The organism is Streptomyces sp. NPDC001851, assembly GCF_040297165.1.
Lineage (GTDB): Bacteria > Actinomycetota > Actinomycetes > Streptomycetales > Streptomycetaceae > Streptomyces.
Map to the genome: position 1 here is coordinate 1 of NZ_JBEOYR010000034.1, position 18300 is coordinate 18300.

Here is an 18300-nt window from a genome sequence, read left to right on the forward strand (position 1 = left end):
GGGCCGAGGAGCTGGTTCTTGGGCTCGGCGGTGCTGATCCGCAGGACGCCGTCGGCGTAGGTGACGTCGGTGCGCTCGGCGGTCTGGACGTCGCGTCGCTTGGCGGGGTTGGCGGGCTGGATCTCGACGGTGGTGTCGGGGCGGTCGGCGGCGAAGAACTGGATGCGGCCGGCGGGGACATGCAGGACGGCGGAGATCGGGGCGGGGGTGTCGAACTTCTGCATCGTGCTCTCCCGGTGCGTTCGCTTCGTTGTTTCTGACACCGGAAACGCTACGTTGCTTTCCAGGCCCGCACAACAAGCTCGTTGCGTAGAATTGATATTTCCGCAGGCCATGGCAGTGAAAGTGTTGCAACTGTCCTGGCGAGTAACGCAACGAGACTACGTGTTCGTTGCAATGGAATGAAAGTGAACGCTATAGTGAGGGCTCGAAGAACCCCGAAGAACCACCAAGGAGATACCGATGCCGGGAGGCAGGCTCACCCAGCAGGAACGGCAGCAGATCGCGCTGGGGCTGGCCGACGGCCTCGCCTACGCGGAGATCGCCCGGCGCCTGGAACGTCCGACCTCGACGGTCACGCGTGAGGTGATGCGCAACGGCGGCCCCACCGCCTACCGCGCCGACCTGGCCCACCGCGCCACCGAACGCCGCGCTCACCGACGCAGGCCCGTCTCGTCCCGGGGGCCGGAGCCGGTCCCCCAGCCCCACGGACGCGACGCCGAGGCCGTGGCCGAGTACCAGGAGAAACTCACCACCGTTCTCATGGTGTCGGGCCTGCCCAAGATGACGGCCCGAGTGCTGGGCTGCCTCTACATGACGGACGAGGGCAGCCTCACCGCCTCCGAACTCGCCCAGCGCCTCAAGGTCAGCCCGGCGTCCGTCTCCAAAGCGGTCATGTTCCTGGAGAACCTGGACCTCGTCCGCCGGGAACGCGACGAACGCCGCCGCGAGCGCTACATCGTCGACGACGACCTCTGGTACCAGTCGATGATCCGCAGCGCCCGTTCCAACGACCAGCTCGTGGAGACCGCACGGCAGGGCGTCACCGTCCTCGGCCCCCACACTCCCGCGGCCACCCGCCTCGAAAACGTCGCCCGCTTCCTCGACTTCATCAACGAGAGCGTCACCCGCGCCGCGGAGCAGGCCCGCGAGATCCTCTACACCAGACCCGAGACGACCTAGCCCGAGACCGCGTGCAGGACCGGGAACCGATCGGGGTCCGCCGGATCCCGGTCGACGACTCGGACCGGCGTCTCCGCCCATTGCCCCACGCTCATGCCCGGTGTGCGGCCGCCGCGGCCCTCTGCGGATCGGCCGCGGTGTCCCGGACCACCGGCTCCAGTGGTCTTCCGGCGGTCCCGCCGGCGGCGTTGACGTCGCGGACGGCCGGGTCGAGGCCGGCGGGCAAGTGCCGGCCCGCCTCGACCCGGCCGGGCCGGCCCAGCGGAACGAGCGCGCCGGTCCGGACGGCTGATCCGCCGGTTCGGGCGTTCGCTTCGTCTCGCCGTGGGCGCACCTGGCAACGTGATGCCCTTGCACGACTCCGGGTACCCCGCCGGCTCCCGGCACGGCACGCGTTCGGCATGCGCTCATGCCTCCGGCCCAGGCCCGGTCAGCGGTGGCCGGACGTCTCGCCGATCAGCTCGGAGACCTTCACGAACCGGTAGCCGCGCTTGCGCAGTTCCGGTACGACCGCGCGGACGACCCGCTCGGTCGTCGGGGCGGCGCTGCGGGTGCAGTGCATGACGACCACCGAGCCGGGTTTCACCCCGTCCAGCACCTGCCGGGTGACGGCGTCGGCGTCGGTGGCGAACGCGTCTCCGCTCACCACGTCCCACTGCACCGCGGTCACCCCGAGCCCGCTCAGCGCGCGCAGCGCCCGCTGGTCGTAACAGCCGCCGGGGAAGCGGAAGTACGGCAGCGCGTGCTCCACGCCCGCATTGTGCAGGGAGGCGTACGCCCGTTCCACGTCCGAGCGCATCTTTCCGGCGTCGACGGTGGGCAGGCCGTAGCAGTCGCTGGTGAACGCGTAGTGGCTGTAGGAGTGGTTGGCGACCTCGAACTGCGGGTCGTGGCCGAGGCTGCGGGCCTCGGTCGGGTACTCGTCGGCCCACCGCCCGGTCATGAAGATCGTCGCCGGCACCTTCAGCGTGCGCAGGGTGCCGATGAGATCCGGGTTGTCGAAGTGCTCGCCGGCCGCCGCGCGCGGCCCCTGGTCGGCGGTCATGTCGGCGTCGAAGGTCAGCGCGACGGTCTTGCCCAGGGTGCGGGGGCCGTGTTCGAAGACCGGGGTCAGCCCACCGGGGCCCGGGGTCAGGACGGGCGGGTGCGAGGCGGACGGGGAGGCGGGGACGGGGGAGTCGGCCGGGACCCGGCGGGCGCCGCCCGGGTCCGCGGTACCGCAGGCGGCGAGAGCCGCGCCCAGGGCACAGACGGCGGTGATACTGCGTAGCTGTGGGATCACGGTATGAAAATATGACTAACTGACGACTTATGTGATTATTTGTCCTGCGGTGGGGTGATGCGGCCCCCTCGCGGCCGGAGACCCGGGCGCGGCAGGTGACCCGGCGTCACCTCAGAGGTCCCGCTGCTCCAGCGGCCGGACCGCCGGGCCCTGCAGCACCGTGCCGTCGACGGCGAAGCGGGAACCGTGGCAGGGGCATTCCCAGGTGCGTTCGGCCCGGTTGAAGGAGACAAGACAGCCGAGGTGGGTGCAGCGGGCCGAGACCGCGTGCAGCGCGCCCTCCTCGTCCCGGTGCACCGCGAGCCGGCCGCCGTCTCCCCGGACCACCGCCCCGTCGCCGGGTGCCAGGTCGTCCACCGAGGCCGGCGGCTTCAGGCGGTCGCCGACGAAGTGCCGGGCCACCTCCGCCTGTGTCTTCAGCAGCGACGGCGCCTCGCGCACCACCGGCTTCAGCCGCCGCGGGTCGTACAGCTCGCGCCAGGCGCAGTCCCGGCCGGTGATCAGCGCGGTCAGCAGCAGCCCGGCCATGATCCCGCCGCTGAGCCCCCAGCCGCCGAAGCCGGTGGCGACCCAGGTGTGCCGGGCGCCCGGATGGAAGGGGCCGACCAGCGGCACGGTGTCGGTGGAGTCGTTGTCCTGGGTCGCCCAGGCGTGGTCCAGGGTCACCCCGGGGAAGTGCCGCCCGGCCCAGGCGGCGAGCCCCTCGAAGCCGGCCCGCGCATCGCCGGTGCCGGGTGTGAAGTGCTCCCCGGTGACGACGAGCAGCCGCTGCCCGTCCGTGCCGTACGGCGCGGTGCGCACCGAGCGGGTGTTCTCCTCCGGCGTGATGTACATGCCCTCCGGATCCGGGCCCTCGCCCAGCGGGCCCGCCACGACCAGCTCGCGGCGCGGGGAGAGCCGGGCGAACAGCAGCGCCCGGTCGAACACCGGGTAGTGGGTGGCGATCACGACGTCCCGGGCGGTGACCGTGTGGCCCGACTCGGTCGTCACCCGGCAGGGCTCGCCGCCCTCCTGCAGGCCGACGACCCGTGTCCCCTCGTACAGCCGGCCACCGCGCGCGACCAGGTCGTCGATGATCGCCCGCAGGTACCGGACCGGGTGGAACTGCGCCTGCCCGGTCACCCGGACCGCGCCCGCCACCGGGAACGGCAGCCCGGTCTCCGTGGTGAACGCGGCCGGCAGGCCCGCTTCCCGCGCCGCCCGCGCCTCCGCCCGCAGCTCGTCCACGCGCGCCGGGTCCCGCACGTACGTGTACGCGTCCCGGGTCTCCCACTCGCAGGCGATGCCCAGCTCGGCCACCAGCGCCGCCGCGTGCTCGATCGCCTCCGACTGGGAGCGGGCGTACAGCCGGGCCCCCTCGGGGCCGCGGGTGCGCCGCAGCCGGTCGTAGACGAGGGTGTGCTGGGCCGTCAGCTTGGCGGTGGTGCAGCCGGTGACCCCGGCCGCCGCCCGCGCGGCCTCCAGCACCGCCACCCGCAGCCCGGCCCGGGTCAGCTCGTACGCGGTGCTCAGCCCGGCGATGCCCGCGCCGACGACGGCCACGTCGACGTCGAGGTCCTCGGCCAGGGCGGGACGGGGTGGCGCCGGTGCGGTCCGGAGCCAGTACGAGTCGGTGAGGTGCGGCTGCTCCTGCATGGCCGCCGGGTACCCATCCGCGCCTTCGGCGATCGCTCCCGAACCGAGTGAGGGCGTGGTGGCCTCACACGCACCCGCGCATGAGGCCACCACGCCCGTCCCTGCCGGCGGTGGGCGGCGGGCCGGCCCACCGGATGTCCGGCCCGCCGCCGCTTCCCGCCGTCAGGGAGTCCTGAGCCGCCCTGGGTCAGAGGGCCTTGTTGCTGCAGCCCATGGTCGAGCCGATGTGGGTCGCCTGCGCACCCGGGTCGCCCTCGCCGTTGAGCGCGTTGCCCAGCAGGCCGTTGAGGATGCCGACCTCGCCGAGCACGTCGAGGTTCAAGTCGTGGTCCTTGCAGTTGGAGCTCTGCATGACGTGCCACCCCCCCTTGTCGTGGTCATCGCCGTGTTCGTGCTCGTCGGCGAAGGCCGTGCCGGCGGTGACGAGCCCGACGGTGCTGAGGGCCGCGACGAGCACGGCAGCCCTGCGAAGTCTGTGCATGTCATCTCCATGACGTGAGTGTGTGGATGCGGTCTGCAACGAGGCGACCTCTTACAGTCACGGAGATTATGTGAAAATAGCCCAAAAATGGACAGCGACGCGCCGGTGTTTTCGATCCAGTACCGGGGCGCCAGCCCTGCCCAGTACCGGGGCGCTAGCCCTGCAACAGCCGCTCCCGGCATTCCGCCACGTCGAAGTCGGCCTTCGGATAGTGCGGGTCGAGTGCCAGCAGGTGCTCCAGCAGCAGACGGCTGATCGCCCAGTTCCGGTACCACTTGCGGTCCGCCGGCACCAGGTGCCAGGGCGCGTACGGCGCCGCGCAGCGCTCCAGGGCCAGCTCGTACGCCTCCTGGTAGGCGGGCCACAGGGTGCGCTCGTCGATGTCGCCGGGATCGAACTTCCAGTGCTTGTCCGGGCGGTCCAGGCGGCGCAGCAGCCGGCGCCGCTGCTCGTCGTAGGACACGTGCAGGAAGCATTTGATCACCGTCACGCCGTCCTCGGCGAGGGAACGCTCGAAGTCGTTGATGAGGCCGTAGCGGCTGCCGATCTCGGCGGGCCGGACCAGGTGCCGTACGCGGGCGATGAGGACGTCCTCGTAGTGCGAGCGGTCGAAGATGCCGATCTCGCCCGGCCCGGGCAGGGCGCGGCGCACCCGCCACAGGAAGTCGTGCCGCCGTTCCTCCTCGGTGGGTGCCTTGAACGCCTGGATCCGGCAGCCGGACGGGTTGAGATGGCCGATGACGTGCTTGACCGTGCCGCCCTTGCCGCTGGTGTCCATGCCCTGGAGCACCAGCAGCACCCGCCGCGGGTCCCCCGCCGTGCCCGCCGCCCACAGCCGCTCCTGAAGCCTCGCCAGGCGCTTGCCCATGCGGGCACTGTCGGCGAGCCCGGCCCGCTTCCCGCCCGGGGCGCCGGGAGTGGCCCGCGCGTCGTACCCGGCGAGCGCAACCGGCTCACCGGGCGGAAGGCGCAACAGTGCGCTGAGATCCTTCGCGCTTTCCTCCACCACGGCATGGTGCGCCCGGGCCCGCCGATCGCGCCAGCCGCGGCGCCCCGCGCAGTGATCAACGGGAGTAGCGCCCCGTCAGCGTCCCCGTCGCCAGCGTGTGGCCGGACAGGGCGCGCAGCAGGCCGGCGGCGGATGCGTCCGGGGCCAGGGAGAGGCGGCGATCGAGGGCGTAGACCGTCAGGACGTAGTGGTGCGGGCGGTTCCCGCGCGGCGGGCAGGGGCCGCCGTACCCGGTCCCGCCGAAGTCGTTGCGGCCTTCGGCCGCCCCCCGCGGCCGCTCCCCGGCGGACAGCTGCCGGGTGTGCGGGTCGATGTTCCACACCAGCCAGTGCGTGAACGGACCCCGCGGGGCGTCGAAGTCCCGCAGGAGCAGGGCCAGCGAGGCCGTGCCCGCGGGGACGGCGGTGAAGGCCAGCGGAGGGGAGACGTCCGCGCCGTCGCAGGTGTGCCGGCGGGGGACGGTGCCGTCGTCGGGGTAGGCCGCACTGGTCACCGTCAGCCGGGGGGAGGCGTCGGCGGAGGGCACGGCGGCCGGGCGGCCGCCGTGCCCGCAGCCCGTCACGAGGGCCGCCGCGGCCACGGCGATCACCCAGCTCCCGCGCATGGGCGGCAGGCTATCCGGAGCGGGGCTCGCCGTCACCGATCGACGCGGGCTGTTGCTGGTTGCCCCGCTCCAGGAAGTGCAGCAGCTCCACCGGGATGGGCAGGACCAGCGTGGAGTTCTTCTCGGCCGACACCGCCATCACCGTCTGCAGCAGCCGCAGCTGGAGCGCGGCGGGTGTGTCGGCCATCTGCTGGGCGGCCTCGGCCAGTTTCTTGGAGGCCTGGTACTCGGCGTCCGCGTTGATGATCCGGGCCCGGCGCTCCCGGTCCGCCTCGGCCTGACGCGCCATGGACCGCTTCATCGTGTCCGGCAGCGACACGTCCTTGATCTCCACCCGGTCGACCTGGACGCCCCAGCCGACGGCCGGGCTGTCGATCATCAGCTCCAGGCCCTGGTTCAGCTTCTCGCGGTTGGAGAGCAGATCGTCCAGGTCGCTCTTGCCGATGATCGACCTGAGGGACGTCTGGGCCATCTGCGACACCGCGAACTTGTAGTCCTCCACCTTCACCACAGCGCTCTCCGCGTCGACCACCCGGAAGTAGACGACCGCGTCCACGCGGACGGTGACGTTGTCCCGGGTGATGCCCTCCTGCGCGGGGATCGGCAGCGTCACGATCTGCATGTTGACCTTCTGCAGCCGGTCCACGAACGGGATGATCAGGGTCAGGCCCGGCGGCCGTACGTCACCCGCGACGCGCCCGAGCCGGAACAGCACACCCCGTTCGTACTGCTTGACGACCCGGGCCGCCATCGCCAGGTACACCAGACCGGCGCTGCCCGCCGCGGCGATCGTTCCCAGCAGTTCCTGGACCATGATGACCTCCAGATCGAGAGGCCTGTTCTGCCCGCTGCTGTAACGATATGCCAGTTATGCCGTACCAGGGAGCAGAGCCCCCCGGTACGGCCGCCTCGGGCCGCCCCAGGCCGTCTCAGCCCACCGGCGCCATCAGTTTCACCGGCTCCGTCCCCGCTGCGCTGTGCCGTTCCGCCCAGTTCTTCAGGGCCGTACGGCAGGCGTGGTCCAGGTGGTGCAGGCCGGACAGGTCGAGGCGGACCGGGCGGTCCTGGGGCAGCGACTCCAGGCTGTCCAGGATCTTCGGCAGCCGCAGGAAGGTCGCGTTGCCGGACAGCCGCGCGTCGACCGGACCCGCGCCCTTGTCGATGACCTCCAGCTTGATGTGCGAGGCCTCCCAGGCGGTCTTGACCACGGCCAGCGCGAGACCGATCAGCACGCCCTCGAACATGCTGACCGCCACGATCGAGACCGCCGTGACGGACAGGATCAGCGCCTCGCCCCGGTGCTCGCGCCACAGCACGGCCAGCGCCCGGACCGGGACCAGCTTGGCGCCGGAGTAGACCAGGATGCCCGCGAGCGCCGGGATCGGGATGTAGGCGAGCACGCCGGGCAGCAGCGCGGCGAACAGCAGCAGCCACACGCCGTGCAGGACACGGGAGGCCTTCGTACGGGCGCCCGCCTGGACGTTGGCCGCGCTGCGCACGATCACCGCGGTCATCGGCAGCGCGCCCAGCAGCCCGCACACCGTGTTGCCGGCGCCCTGGGCGACCAGTTCCCTGTCGTACTCGGTGCGCGGCCCGGAGTGCAGCCGGTCCACGGCCGCCGCGCTGAACAGCGACTCGGCGGACGCGATCAGGGTGAAGGCGACGACCGTGCCGAGCATCCCGACGCCCGCCAGCTCGCCGAACGCGCTGAGCGGCGGCGGCTGGACCGAGCCCAGCAGGCCCCGCACCTCCACCGTGGCCACCGGCAGGTCCAGCGCGAAGGCGGCCACCGTGGCGAGGCCCACCGCGGCCAGCGGGCCGGGCAGCGTGCGGACCTTCGCCGGGACGTGCTTCCACAGCAGCAGCACCGCGATCGTGCCCGCGCACACCGCGAGCGAGGCCACCGCCGTGCCGTCGCCGAGGGCGTCCAGGAACGCCCCGGGCAGCCCGGCGATCTTGCCGAGGCCGGAGCCGGGGGCCTTGGCCGCCAGCGCCGGGTACAACTGCCCGGCGATGAGCACGAGTCCGATGCCGGCCAGCATGCCCTCGACGACGGAGACCGAGATGGCGCGGAAGTAGCGGCCCAGCTTCAGCAGGCCCATCGCCACCTGGAGGAGTCCGGTGGCGAGCACGATCACGCCGAGCGCCGGGAGCCCGAACTCCTTGACCGCCTCGAAGACGAGCACGGTCATGCCGGCCGCCGGACCCGACACCTGCAGGCTGCTGCCACGCATCAGCCCGGTGACGAGACCGCCCACGATGCCGGTGACCAGGCCGAGTTCGGCCGGGACCCCGGAGGCGACGGCCACGCCCACGCACAGCGGCAGCGCGACCAGGAAGACGACGAGGGAGGCGGCGAAGTCCTGCCGCAGATAAGGGAATCGGGATATCGGGCTCTTGCTGTTCATCGGCGCGCTCACAGGGACTCGAAGGTGTCGGTCTGCGGGCGGTGCGTCCGTACGGTCCCGGTGTGCACCTCGTAGTACCAAGCGTGCAGCGCCAGTTGACCCGCTGCGACCCGGCGCTCGACGCACGGGTAGGAGCGCAGCCGCAGCAGCTGGGTCAGGACGTGGGCCTGCACGCCCTCGGCGACCTCCGGATCCTCGGCCGCGCCCGCCGGGCGCGGGGTGGCGTGCGCGAGCCAGTCGCGCACGGCGGGTACGGCGGTCAGGTCGTCGCCGCGCACCAGCGCGCCGACGGCGCCGCAGTGCGAGTGCCCGCAGACCACGATGTCGCGGACGCCGAGCACCTCCACGGCGTACTCGATGGTGGCCGCCTCGCTGGTGGGGTGCTGCGAGGTGTGGGGCGGCACGATGTTGCCCGCGGTGCGCAGCTCGAACAGCTCGCCGGGGCGGGCGCCCGTGATCAGGGCCGGGACGACCCGGGAATCGGAGCAGGTGATGAACAGCACCTGCGGGGACTGGCCTTCGGCGAGTTTGGCGAACTCCTCAGGGCGCTGTCCGAACGTACGGGCGTTGTCGATGAGGGGCTGCATGGCTGTGAGTTCCTCCTGGCGCGCCTGCACGGGCGCGTCGGACTTGAACGGCTTTGTGTGTGGGGGAATCGCAGAGAGTGAGCGCCGGTCAGCAGCGGAAGACCTGAAGCGCTGCCGGGGTGTGGGCTCCGGGGGTTCTCGCGGCGCGGTGGTACGGCGTGCCGGGCGTGTCCCCTGCTCCGGCACCGGACGCACGGCCGGGTATCAGCGGAGTCCGCTGGGCCCCGCCGGAGGCCGGGCCGCGGTGCCGGTCGCGGAGGTGCGGGGTGCCCATGGGGGCGCCCGAGCGGTTCGGGGCGCGGACCGAGTCCTTCTCCTCGGACACCGGCGGTACGGAGGACGGAATTCCGGACTCGGCCTTGGCCAGTGCCTGACTGGCCGTATGCGCGGGTGCGAAGACTCCCGCCGGAGCGAAGAACTGCAGCGCGAGCAGGAGTACGGCGAGGAGGGTCAAGCGGGTCCGGTGGGTCGTGCCTCGGAACATGCGCCCCCCTTCCGCCATCTCGCGCTTCTAGTACAGACCAAGCCTTGGTCAACGAATGGTCAAGAAGCACTTTAACCCTGCAAAGGCCTTTGCAGGGTTAACGGCGCGTTACGAACGCGAGAGAGCGTGAAAAGTGCCGGTCGCGTGGCCTGATCCAGCTCTTGACTAGGAGTTGACGAGACCCTTCGCGTCGCGGGCCAGCGCGGTGAGCCGGGAGATCGCGCGGAAGTACTTCTTGCGGTAGCCGCCGTTCAGCATCTCCTCGCTGAACAGCCTGTCGAACGGCAGTCCGGAGGCCAGCACGGGGACCTCGCGGTCGTAGAGCCGGTCCGCCAGCACCACGAGCCGCAGCGCGGTCGACTGGTCCGGCACCGGCCGGACATCGGTCAGGCACACCGCGCGCACCCCGTCGGTCAGCGCGCCGTACCGGCTCGGGTGGACCTTGGCCAGGTGCTCCAGCAGATGCGGGAAGTCGTCGAGCGAGGCGCCCGCGGTGGCGTAGGCCGCCTTCGTCACCTCTTCGTCGGTGAACGGCTTCGGCGCCTCGGGCAGACCGCGGTGGCGGTAGTCCTCGCCGTCGATGCGCAGGGTGCGGAAGTGGGCGGACAGGCCCTGTATCTCGCGCAGGAAGTCGGCGGCGGCGAACCGGCCCTCGCCGAGCTTGCCCGGCAGTGTGTTGGAGGTGGCGGCCAGCGCCACGCCGGCCTCGACCAGCTTGCCGAGCAGCGTCGACACGAGGACCGTGTCGCCCGGGTCGTCCAGTTCGAACTCGTCGATGCACAGCAGGCGGTGGCCGGAGAGCGTCCGCACGGTCTGCTGGAAGCCGAGGGCGCCGACCAGGTTGGTCACCTCCACGAAGGTGCCGAAGGCCTTGAGCGCGGGCTCGGCGGGGGTGGCGTGCCACAGGGAGGCCAGCAGATGCGTCTTGCCGACGCCGTAGCCGCCGTCCAGATAGACCCCGCGCGGGCCGGCCGGCACCTTGGGCGCCCTGGACCTGCCGAAGCCGAAGAAGCCGCGCCGGCCGGCGCCGGAGGCGTGCGCCCCGCCGAGCCCGGCCGCGAAGCCGTCGAGCACCTGCACGGCCTCGGTCTGGCTGGGCTGGTTCGGGTCCGGTATGTACGTCGAGAAGCGGACCGAGTCGAACCGCGGCGGCGGCACCATCTCGGCGACCAGCCGGTCCGCGGGGACGTGCGGCTCGCGGGCGCACAGGGAGAGGGGGCCCGCGTCGGTCAGAGGGCTGGATCCGGGGGCGGTGGTGGAGGACGACACGGTTATCCATGCTAAGCGCCGTGTCACACTGCACGACATGCGACGCCTGTTCCCTGTGACCGACGAAACAGCAGCCCGGGCCTTCGGCGGGGCCACCGAGGGCGAGGGGGTGAGCGGGGCCGGTGCGGCCGGGATGCCCGGAGTGCACGCCGGCAGCGCGCTCGTCGACCGGGAGTGGAGCCTCGCCGAGCTGGCCGCCGCCTATGCCTATCCGGAGCCCGTGCCGGGCGCTCCGAAGCCGTGGCTGCGGGCCAACATGGTCTCCTCGCTCGACGGCGCAGCTCAGCACGAAGGGCGCTCCCAGCCCATCTCCAGCGCCGCCGACATGCGCATCTTCGGCACGCTGCGGGCGCTCGCGGACGTGATCGTGGTGGGCGCGGAAACGGTACGCCAGGAGGGGTACCGCCCCGCACGCGCGCGTGCCGAGTTCGCCGACGCCCGGAAGGCCGCCGGACAGGCCCCGGCGCCGGTGATCGCGGTCGTCAGCGCGAGCCTGGAGCTGGACTTCTCGCTCCCGCTGTTCACCTCGCCGCTGGTGCCCACGCTGGTCCTGACCGGGGCCTCGGCCGCCCCCGACCGGGTCGCCGCCGCCGAGAAGGCCGGCGCCAGGGTGCTGATCGCCGGTGCGGGCAGGGGCGTCGAGCCCGCGCGCGCCGTCGCCGCCCTGGCCGGCCTCGGCCACACCCGGCTGCTCACCGAGGGCGGACCCCGGCTCCTCGGCCAGCTGATCGCCGACGAGGTGCTGGACGAGCTGTGCCTGACCCTCTCGCCCATGCTCACCGCGGGCGACGCGCAGCGCATCGCCGGGGGGCCGCCGGTCGCGGTGCCGCACCGGTTCGAACTCGCGTCCCTCCTGGAGGAGGCCGGATTCCTGTTCGGTCGTTACCGTCGGTCCTGAATCGGCGGAATGTACCGTTCCGGTTAGCTTCCGGCAGGCAGACTTAGTCCGGCACAACCCGTGCGATCGCGGGGCAGGATGGTTTCCGCAGGGGCCTTGCCGTGGCCCACGGAGGAGAAGAGGCGTTCGGTGTTCACAAGCGTTCTGATGATCGAGAAGGCCTTGACGTCCGCCGACGTGGAGTTCGTCACCACCTTGCACGGCGACGAGCCGGTCGCGTTCCACGTGCTCCTTCAGCCGCGCGGCGACCAGGCGGACCGCCTGCTGCGGGCCATCGACGACATCGCGCTCGGCGAACTGGACGAGGCGGTGCGCGAGCGGGAGACCCCCGAGGGTGAGGACGCCCGGAGCGTCGGCCGGCAGGCCCTGGACGTGTCGGTGCAGGCCCTGCGGGGCGCCGGGAGCCAGGCGGAGGGGCGGCTGGTCGAGGATCATCCGCTGGACGCGCTGAAGTCCCTCGTCGCCGAGGTGGACGCCGACGAGGTGATCGTACTGACCGACCCCCACTACGTGGAGGAGTTCTTCCACCGGGACTGGGCCTCGCGGGCCCGGCACAAGGTGGGCGTGCCGGTACTGAAGCTGTTCTCGCACAGCAAGGCGCCGTGACCACGGCTGTCCGAGAAGGCACGCGGCTCGGCATAGGCTAGGCCTGCTTCAGCCCGCACCGTAATCCTGGGGAGAACACATGGCACCCGGCCTTCCTACCGCCATGGACCGACCGCACTTCATCGGCATCGGCGGCGCCGGGATGTCGGGTATCGCCAAGATCCTCGCGCAGCGCGGGGCGAAGGTCGCCGGCAGCGACGCCAAGGAGTCGGCGACCGCCGAGGCGCTGCGGGCGCTCGGGGCCACCGTGCACATCGGGCACGCCGCGGAGCACCTCGCCGACGACGCGAGCTGTGTCGTGGTCTCCTCGGCGATCCGCCAGGACAACCCCGAGCTGGCTCGCGCGGCCGAGCTGGGCATCCCCGTGGTGCACCGCTCCGACGCCCTCGCCGCGCTGATGGAGGGGCTGCGCCCGATCGCCGTGGCCGGTACCCACGGCAAGACGACGACCACCTCGATGCTGGCCGTCTCCCTCACCGAGCTGGGCCTGAAACCGTCGTACGCCATCGGCGGCGACCTCGACGCACCGGGCTCCAACGCGCTCCACGGCGAGGGCGACGTCTTCGTCGCCGAGGCCGACGAAAGCGACCGCAGCTTCCACAAGTACGCGCCCGAGGTCGCCATCGTCCTCAACGTCGAGCTGGACCACCACGCCAACTACGCCTCGATGGACGAGATCTACGAGTCCTTCGAGACCTTCGCCGCGAAGATCGTCCCCGGCGGCACGCTGGTGATCTCCGCCGACCACGAGGGCGCGCGGGAGCTGAGCCGGCGGCTGGCCGGGACGGTGCGGACGGTGACGTACGGCGAGGCCGAGGACGCCGACGTGCGGGTGACCGCCGTCGTACCACAGGGGCTGAAGAGCCGGGTCACCGCGGTGCTGGACGGCCAGGAGCTGACCTTCACCGTCTCCGTGCCCGGCCGCCACTACGCCCTCAACGCCGTCGCCGCGCTCACCGCCGGCGCCGCACTCGGCATCCCGGCCGACGGACTGGCGCCCGCGCTCGCCGCCTACACCGGGGTCAAGCGCCGTCTCCAGCTCAAGGGCGAGGCCGCCGGCGTCCAGGTGATCGACTCCTACGCCCACCACCCCACCGAGATGACCGCCGACCTGGAGGCCATGCGCGCCGCCGCCGGCGACTCCCGCATCCTCGTCGTCTTCCAGCCGCACCTGTTCTCCCGCACCCAGGAGCTGGGCAAGGAGATGGGACAGGCCCTCGCCCTCGCCGACGCCTCGGTCGTGCTGGACATCTACCCGGCCCGCGAGGACCCGATCCCCGGCGTGACCAGCGAGCTGATCATCGAGGCCGCGCGCGCGGCGGGCGCCGACGTGACCGCCGTCCACGACAAGGCGGAGATCCCCGCCGTGATCGCGGGAATGGCGAAGCCCGGCGATCTGGTTCTCACCATGGGCGCGGGCGACGTGACCGACCTGGGCCCGCTGATCCTGGACCGCCTGTCGCAGTAAAGGGGCTGAAGCTCATGTCGTACGACGTCGAGAAGCCGGACGAGCAGTGGCGCGCGGAGCTGAACCCGGCCGAGTACGCCGTGCTGCGCCAGGCCGCCACCGAGCCGGCCTTCACCGGTGAGTACACGGACACCACGGCCAAGGGGGTCTACTCCTGTCGTGCCTGCGGCGCGGAACTGTTCACCTCGGACACCAAGTTCGCCTCGCACTGCGGCTGGCCGTCCTTCTACGACCCGAAGGACACCGACGCGGTGGAACTGGTCGAGGACCGCTCCCACGGAATGGTCCGCACCGAGGTCCGCTGCGCCCGCTGCGGCTCCCACCTCGGGCACGTCTTCGAGGGCGAGGGGTATCCGACCCCGACCGACCAGCGGTACTGCATCAACTCGATCTCCCTGCGGCTGACGCCCGCCGAAGGCTGACCGGCCGCCGCCGGTCGACGGCGCCGGCCCGGTCCGGACGAGGCTCGTGCCCCGTTCGCTCCGGTTTGAGATTCTGTGAGGGTGTTGGGTGTGGCGCGCTGGATCCAGTCCCGTCGCAGGCCTCCTCAGCCCGCCGGCTCAGTGGCATCGGGAAAGTCGGCGCAGGGCGCGGAGAGGGCGGAGGGTGTGCCGGCCGGTGACGTCGTGGTGACCGGCGCGCGGCTCGGCGTGTTGCGCGAGGCGCTCGCCGGGATCGGTACGACCCTCGACGAGGCCACCACCTGCGCCGAGCTGACCAGGGTCGCCGTACGGCTGGCCGGCGGAACGGCAGCCGTGATGCGCCTGACCGGCCAGGCCGTCTCCGGGTACGAGGCGGTCACCGGGGACGCCGATGCGCTGCCCGACGCCGGGTGGGCCGCCGCGGTGGCCCGCGAGGCGGCCGTACCGGCGCTCGGCGCGCAGCCGGAGCCATGGCGGGAGCACACGGGCGGCGCGGGCACCGCGACCGCCCTGTGCGCGCCGCTGATCAGCGGAGACGACGCGTACGGCGTCCTGGTATGGGCGCGCTCCGGGCCGCCGCCCCCGCACCGCGCGGAGGCCGAGCTGCTCAGCCTGCTCGCCGAGCGCGCCGCCTCCCACATCCGGCACGCGCGCGACTACGCGAGCGTCAACCGCACCGCCGGCGACCTGCAGCGCGCCCTGCTCTCCGAGCCCGGCCGCCCGCACCCCAACCTCGACATCGCCCTGCGCTATCTGCCGGCCGGCGGCGGCGTCCTGGTCGGCGGCGACTGGTGCGAGACCGTACGGCTGCACTTCGGGCGGACCCTGCTGGTCGTCGGCGACGTCATGGGACACGGCCTGGAGGCCGCCGTCGACATGAACGTCTACCGCTCCTCCCTGCGCTACATCGCCTCCGCCGATCTGCCTCCGCACCGGGTGCTGCGGCAGATGGACGACATCGCCTCCCGGGAGGCGGAGCTGCGGCCCGCCACATGTCTGCTCGCCCGGGTCGACCCGGGGCGCCGGCAGGTCACGCTGGCCAGCGCCGGGCATCTGCCGCCCGCGCTCATCACCTGCGACGGCGAGGCCTCGATCGTGCCCGTCCCGGTCGGACCACCGCTGGGGACCGGACTGGGCGGATACGAGTCCACCACCCAGCGGCTGGAACCCGGCCAGACGCTCGTTCTGTTCACCGACGGGCTCGTGGAACGCCGCGGCGAGGACATCGACCGCTCACTCGCCCGGCTGTCCGCCGTCCGCTTCCCTGTCGGGGGCCCGCTCGACGACGTCCTGGACACCATCCTCGGCCAACTGGACGCGCGGCACGCGGAGGACGACGTCGCCGCGCTGGCCGCCCGGCCCGTCACTCGCCGCCAGAACACTGAAACACTCGCCGTCTAGACTCTTCCCGCAACGGCCTGCGCATCGACGACCGTGGCCGGAAGCGGGCGGAAATCCGCCAAACCGGAAGGGCGCTCGGCGTTTTGATACGGATAGACTCAGTCACGAAGCGGTATCCGGACGGCACCGTCGCGGTCGACCGGCTGTCGCTGGAGATACCGGACCGCGCGATCACCGTCCTCGTCGGGCCCTCCGGCTGCGGCAAGACGACCACCCTGCGGATGATCAACCGCATGGTGGAGCCCACCGAGGGCAGCATCCTCCTCGACGGCACGGACATCCGGCAGCAACCGGTCAACACCCTCCGCCGCTCGATGGGTTACGTCATCCAGAACGCCGGCCTCTTCCAGCACCGCACCATCGTCGACAACATCGCCACCGTGCCCCGCCTCCTCGGCCAGTCCAGACAGCAGGCCCGGCAACGGGCGGCCGAGCTGATGGAGCGCGTGGGGCTCGACGCCGCACTCGCCAAGCGGTACCCCTACCAGCTCTCCGGCGGCCAGCAGCAGCGCGTCGGCGTCGCCCGGGCACTCGCCGCCGATCCGCCGGTGCTGCTGATGGACGAGCCGTTCTCCGCCGTCGACCCCGTGGTACGCAAGGGACTTCAGGACGAACTGCTCCGCATCCAGGAGGAGTTGGGCAAGACCATCGTCTTCGTCACGCATGACATCGACGAGGCGATCAAGCTCGGCACGATGGTCGCCGTGCTGCGCACCGGCGGCCGGCTCGCCCAGTTCGCGCCGCCCGCCGAACTGCTCAGCGCGCCCGCCGACGCCTTCGTGGAGGACTTCCTCGGTGCCGACCGCGGCATCCGCCGGCTGTCCTTCTTCCCGTCCGCCGGACTGGAGTTGCAGACCGCGCCCGTGGTGGCCGTCGACGCCGACGCCGCGTCCCTCGCCTCCCTCGTCTCCCGCGCCGACGCCCCCTATCTCCTCGTCACCGACCCCGACGGCAGGCCGCTCGGCTGGAGCGAGCCGGACCGGCTCACCTCCGGCACCATCGACCGGGAGCACCTCATCGACCACGGGCGGCCGTTCGTACCCGGCACCGACTCGCTGCGCACCGCGCTCGACGGGGCGGTGCTCTCCCCGACGGGCTGGGCCGTCGCGGTGGACGGCGAGGGACGCGCGGTCGGCGTCGTGTCCCAGCAGGTCATCGGCGAGGCCATCCGCGCCGCGCACAGCCGGGTGGCGGACGGGGCAGAGGTGAAGGCCACACGATGAACGGCTTCTTCGACCTGCCGAGCGACCTCCAGCACAGCTACCTCGGCCTCGTCGGCCTGCACCTGCGCGAGGCGCTGATCCCGGTGCTGGCCGGCCTGGTCATCTCGCTGCCCGTCGCCCAGCTGTGCGTGCGCTTCCGCTGGGTCTACCCGCCCGTCCTCGGCATCACCACCGTCCTCTACGCCATCCCGTCCCTGGCCTTCTTCGTCGTGCTCATCGACTACTTCGGGCAGAGCGAGACGACGGTGATGGTCCCGCTGGCGCTCTACAGCCTGGTGGTGCTCGTCCCCGCGATCGTGGACGGCGTCCGCTCGGTGCCGCAGGAGACCCTGGCCGCCGCCGAGGCCATGGGGCTCGGACCGGTACGCCGCTACTTCCAGGTGCAGTTGCCCATCGCCGTTCCCGCGATCATCGCGGGCCTCAGGGTGGCGACCGTGTCGAGCATCTCCCTCGTCAGCGTCGGCATGCTCATCGGAAACCAGGGTGCCCTCGGCAACATGCTCTACGACGCCCAGACCTACCACCGGCCCGCCCTGGCCGTGAACTCCGTCCTGACCATCGCCGTGCTCGGCATCCTCGCCGACGCCGTGCTGGTCCTGGTCCGCATCCTGCTCACCCCCTGGATGCCGCGGAAGGGAGCCGCCCGGTGAACGTCCTCGACTTCGCCCGCGCCTTCTTCACCGACAGCGCCCACTGGCACGGCTACGACGGCATCCCCACCCGGTTCGCCGAACACCTCAGGTTCTCCCTGGAAGCCCTGCTGATCGCCGCCGCGATCGGACTGCCCGTCGGGCTGCTCACCGGACACTACGGACGGGGCGGCAACGCCCTCGCCCTGATCGCCACGGCGGGCCGGGCCCTGCCCAGCTTCGGTCTGCTGGTCCTGATGTTCCTCTGGATCGGCTTCGGTCTGCTGCCGGTGATGATCCCGCTGGTCGTGCTCGCCGTACCGCCGATCCTGGTCACCACCTACGAGGCGATGCGTTCCGTCGACCCCTCGCCGGTGGACGCCGCCCGGGGCATGGGCATGTCCGAGGCGCGAGTGCTGTTCCAGGTGGAGGTGCCGGTCGCGCTGCCGCTGATCCTCAGCGGCCTGCGCACGGCGGCCATCCAGATCGTCTCCACCGCCACCATCGCCGCCTACGTCAGCCTCGGCGGCCTCGGCCGGTACATCATCGACGGCCTCTACCAGAGGAACTACGAGAAGGTCGTCGGCGGCGCCACGCTGGTCGCCGGACTCGCCCTGGCCACCCTGGTGGTGTTCTGGGCGGCAGCGCGGCTCACCGTGTCACCGGGGGTGCGCCGGAGCGGCTGACGGCAGCCGGCTGGTCCGCGCGCACA

The 18300-nt window shown here is 72.0% G+C and carries 19 protein-coding genes and 2 pseudogenes; 9 read left to right on the forward strand and 12 right to left on the reverse strand.

From position 1 onward, the window contains the following. Positions 1–224, reverse strand: a pseudogene (locus tag ABT171_RS35770) (DUF4097 family beta strand repeat-containing protein); the annotation flags it as partial. 238 nt (positions 225–462) lie between these two features. Here ABT171_RS35770 and ABT171_RS35775 point away from each other — a divergent pair. Further along, entirely contained in the window at positions 463–1182 is a 720-nt protein-coding gene (locus ABT171_RS35775) for a helix-turn-helix domain-containing protein (protein ID WP_351250578.1), read from the forward strand. Positions 1183–1288: 106 nt separating this feature from the next. On the opposite strand, the pseudogene ABT171_RS35780 reads toward ABT171_RS35775, so the two are convergent. From ABT171_RS35780 to zapE, 11 genes and pseudogenes are all read right to left on the reverse strand, one after another. Then, positions 1289–1516 (reverse strand): annotated as a pseudogene (locus ABT171_RS35780) (ABC transporter substrate-binding protein); the annotation flags it as partial. Between the two features lie 96 nt (positions 1517–1612). Next, positions 1613–2464: a polysaccharide deacetylase family protein gene (locus tag ABT171_RS35785; RefSeq protein WP_351250579.1), complete on the reverse strand. Its 852-nt coding sequence runs from the start codon at positions 2462–2464 to the stop codon at positions 1613–1615. A gap of 111 nt (positions 2465–2575) precedes the next feature. Next, a complete protein-coding gene (locus ABT171_RS35790; protein WP_351250580.1) occupies positions 2576–4099 on the reverse strand; it encodes an FAD-dependent oxidoreductase in 1524 nt (507 codons plus the stop codon). A gap of 187 nt (positions 4100–4286) precedes the next feature. Next, positions 4287–4580, reverse strand: a complete 294-nt coding sequence (locus ABT171_RS35795) for a hypothetical protein (RefSeq protein ID WP_351250581.1) — start codon at positions 4578–4580, stop codon at positions 4287–4289. Between the two features lie 154 nt (positions 4581–4734). After that, positions 4735–5586 (reverse strand): PPK2 family polyphosphate kinase, encoded by an 852-nt coding sequence (locus ABT171_RS35800; RefSeq protein WP_503077889.1) that lies wholly within the window; start codon positions 5584–5586, stop codon positions 4735–4737. A gap of 58 nt (positions 5587–5644) precedes the next feature. Beyond that, a complete protein-coding gene (locus ABT171_RS35805; protein WP_351250583.1) occupies positions 5645–6193 on the reverse strand; it encodes a YbhB/YbcL family Raf kinase inhibitor-like protein in 549 nt (182 codons plus the stop codon). Between the two features lie 10 nt (positions 6194–6203). Beyond that, the gene (locus ABT171_RS35810) at positions 6204–7007 is read right to left on the reverse strand and encodes a slipin family protein (protein WP_351250584.1); all 804 of its coding nucleotides are present in this window, start codon (positions 7005–7007) and stop codon (positions 6204–6206) included. A gap of 115 nt (positions 7008–7122) precedes the next feature. After that, entirely contained in the window at positions 7123–8601 is a 1479-nt protein-coding gene (locus tag ABT171_RS35815; protein ID WP_351250585.1) for a SulP family inorganic anion transporter, read from the reverse strand. A gap of 8 nt (positions 8602–8609) precedes the next feature. Further along, positions 8610–9188: a carbonic anhydrase gene (locus ABT171_RS35820; RefSeq protein ID WP_351250586.1), complete on the reverse strand. Its 579-nt coding sequence runs from the start codon at positions 9186–9188 to the stop codon at positions 8610–8612. Between the two features lie 88 nt (positions 9189–9276). Beyond that, entirely contained in the window at positions 9277–9672 is a 396-nt protein-coding gene (locus ABT171_RS35825) for a hypothetical protein (protein ID WP_351250587.1), read from the reverse strand. 165 nt (positions 9673–9837) lie between these two features. Then, a complete protein-coding gene (zapE, locus tag ABT171_RS35830) occupies positions 9838–10941 on the reverse strand; it encodes a cell division protein ZapE (protein WP_351250588.1) in 1104 nt (367 codons plus the stop codon). A gap of 37 nt (positions 10942–10978) precedes the next feature. On the opposite strand from zapE, the gene ABT171_RS35835 reads away from it, so the two are divergent. From ABT171_RS35835 to ABT171_RS35870, 8 genes are all read left to right on the forward strand, one after another. Continuing rightward, positions 10979–11839 carry a pyrimidine reductase family protein gene (locus tag ABT171_RS35835; protein ID WP_351250589.1) on the forward strand — a complete coding sequence of 287 codons (861 nt, stop codon included), beginning with the start codon at positions 10979–10981 and terminating at the stop codon, positions 11837–11839. Positions 11840–11986: 147 nt separating this feature from the next. After that, positions 11987–12445 (forward strand): indole-3-glycerol phosphate synthase, encoded by a 459-nt coding sequence (locus tag ABT171_RS35840; protein WP_351250590.1) that lies wholly within the window; start codon positions 11987–11989, stop codon positions 12443–12445. A 79-nt stretch (positions 12446–12524) separates the two neighbouring features. After that, positions 12525–13913, forward strand: a complete 1389-nt coding sequence (gene murC, locus ABT171_RS35845; protein WP_351250591.1) for a UDP-N-acetylmuramate--L-alanine ligase — start codon at positions 12525–12527, stop codon at positions 13911–13913. 14 nt (positions 13914–13927) lie between these two features. Then, entirely contained in the window at positions 13928–14335 is a 408-nt protein-coding gene (gene msrB / locus ABT171_RS35850; RefSeq protein WP_351250592.1) for a peptide-methionine (R)-S-oxide reductase MsrB, read from the forward strand. A gap of 141 nt (positions 14336–14476) precedes the next feature. Then, the gene (locus ABT171_RS35855; RefSeq protein ID WP_351250593.1) at positions 14477–15736 is read left to right on the forward strand and encodes a PP2C family protein-serine/threonine phosphatase; all 1260 of its coding nucleotides are present in this window, start codon (positions 14477–14479) and stop codon (positions 15734–15736) included. A gap of 83 nt (positions 15737–15819) precedes the next feature. Beyond that, entirely contained in the window at positions 15820–16959 is a 1140-nt protein-coding gene (locus ABT171_RS35860) for an ABC transporter ATP-binding protein (protein WP_351250594.1), read from the forward strand. Beyond that, positions 16956–17609 carry an ABC transporter permease gene (locus ABT171_RS35865; protein ID WP_351250595.1) on the forward strand — a complete coding sequence of 218 codons (654 nt, stop codon included), beginning with the start codon at positions 16956–16958 and terminating at the stop codon, positions 17607–17609. Before ABT171_RS35860 ends, ABT171_RS35865 begins: the two co-directional genes overlap by 4 nt. Beyond that, positions 17606–18274, forward strand: coding sequence for an ABC transporter permease (locus tag ABT171_RS35870; protein ID WP_351250596.1), 669 nt, complete (start codon positions 17606–17608; stop codon positions 18272–18274). The genes ABT171_RS35865 and ABT171_RS35870 overlap by 4 nt, the downstream gene beginning before the upstream one ends. Positions 18275–18300 lie beyond the last annotated feature (26 nt).

Coding starts and splice junctions, on each gene's coding strand:
- ABT171_RS35775 (WP_351250578.1), top strand. CDS start 463: ATGCCGGGAGGCAGGCTCACCCAGCAGGAACGGCAGCAGATCGCGCTG.
- ABT171_RS35790 (WP_351250580.1), bottom strand. CDS start 4,099: ATGCAGGAGCAGCCGCACCTCACCGACTCGTACTGGCTCCGGACCGCA.
- ABT171_RS35795 (WP_351250581.1), bottom strand. CDS start 4,580: ATGCACAGACTTCGCAGGGCTGCCGTGCTCGTCGCGGCCCTCAGCACC.
- ABT171_RS35805 (WP_351250583.1), bottom strand. CDS start 6,193: ATGCGCGGGAGCTGGGTGATCGCCGTGGCCGCGGCGGCCCTCGTGACG.
- ABT171_RS35810 (WP_351250584.1), bottom strand. CDS start 7,007: ATGGTCCAGGAACTGCTGGGAACGATCGCCGCGGCGGGCAGCGCCGGT.
- ABT171_RS35815 (WP_351250585.1), bottom strand. CDS start 8,601: ATGAACAGCAAGAGCCCGATATCCCGATTCCCTTATCTGCGGCAGGAC.
- ABT171_RS35820 (WP_351250586.1), bottom strand. CDS start 9,188: ATGCAGCCCCTCATCGACAACGCCCGTACGTTCGGACAGCGCCCTGAG.
- ABT171_RS35825 (WP_351250587.1), bottom strand. CDS start 9,672: ATGTTCCGAGGCACGACCCACCGGACCCGCTTGACCCTCCTCGCCGTA.
- ABT171_RS35835 (WP_351250589.1), top strand. CDS start 10,979: ATGCGACGCCTGTTCCCTGTGACCGACGAAACAGCAGCCCGGGCCTTC.
- ABT171_RS35840 (WP_351250590.1), top strand. CDS start 11,987: ATGATCGAGAAGGCCTTGACGTCCGCCGACGTGGAGTTCGTCACCACC.
- murC (WP_351250591.1), top strand. CDS start 12,525: ATGGCACCCGGCCTTCCTACCGCCATGGACCGACCGCACTTCATCGGC.
- msrB (WP_351250592.1), top strand. CDS start 13,928: ATGTCGTACGACGTCGAGAAGCCGGACGAGCAGTGGCGCGCGGAGCTG.
- ABT171_RS35865 (WP_351250595.1), top strand. CDS start 16,956: ATGAACGGCTTCTTCGACCTGCCGAGCGACCTCCAGCACAGCTACCTC.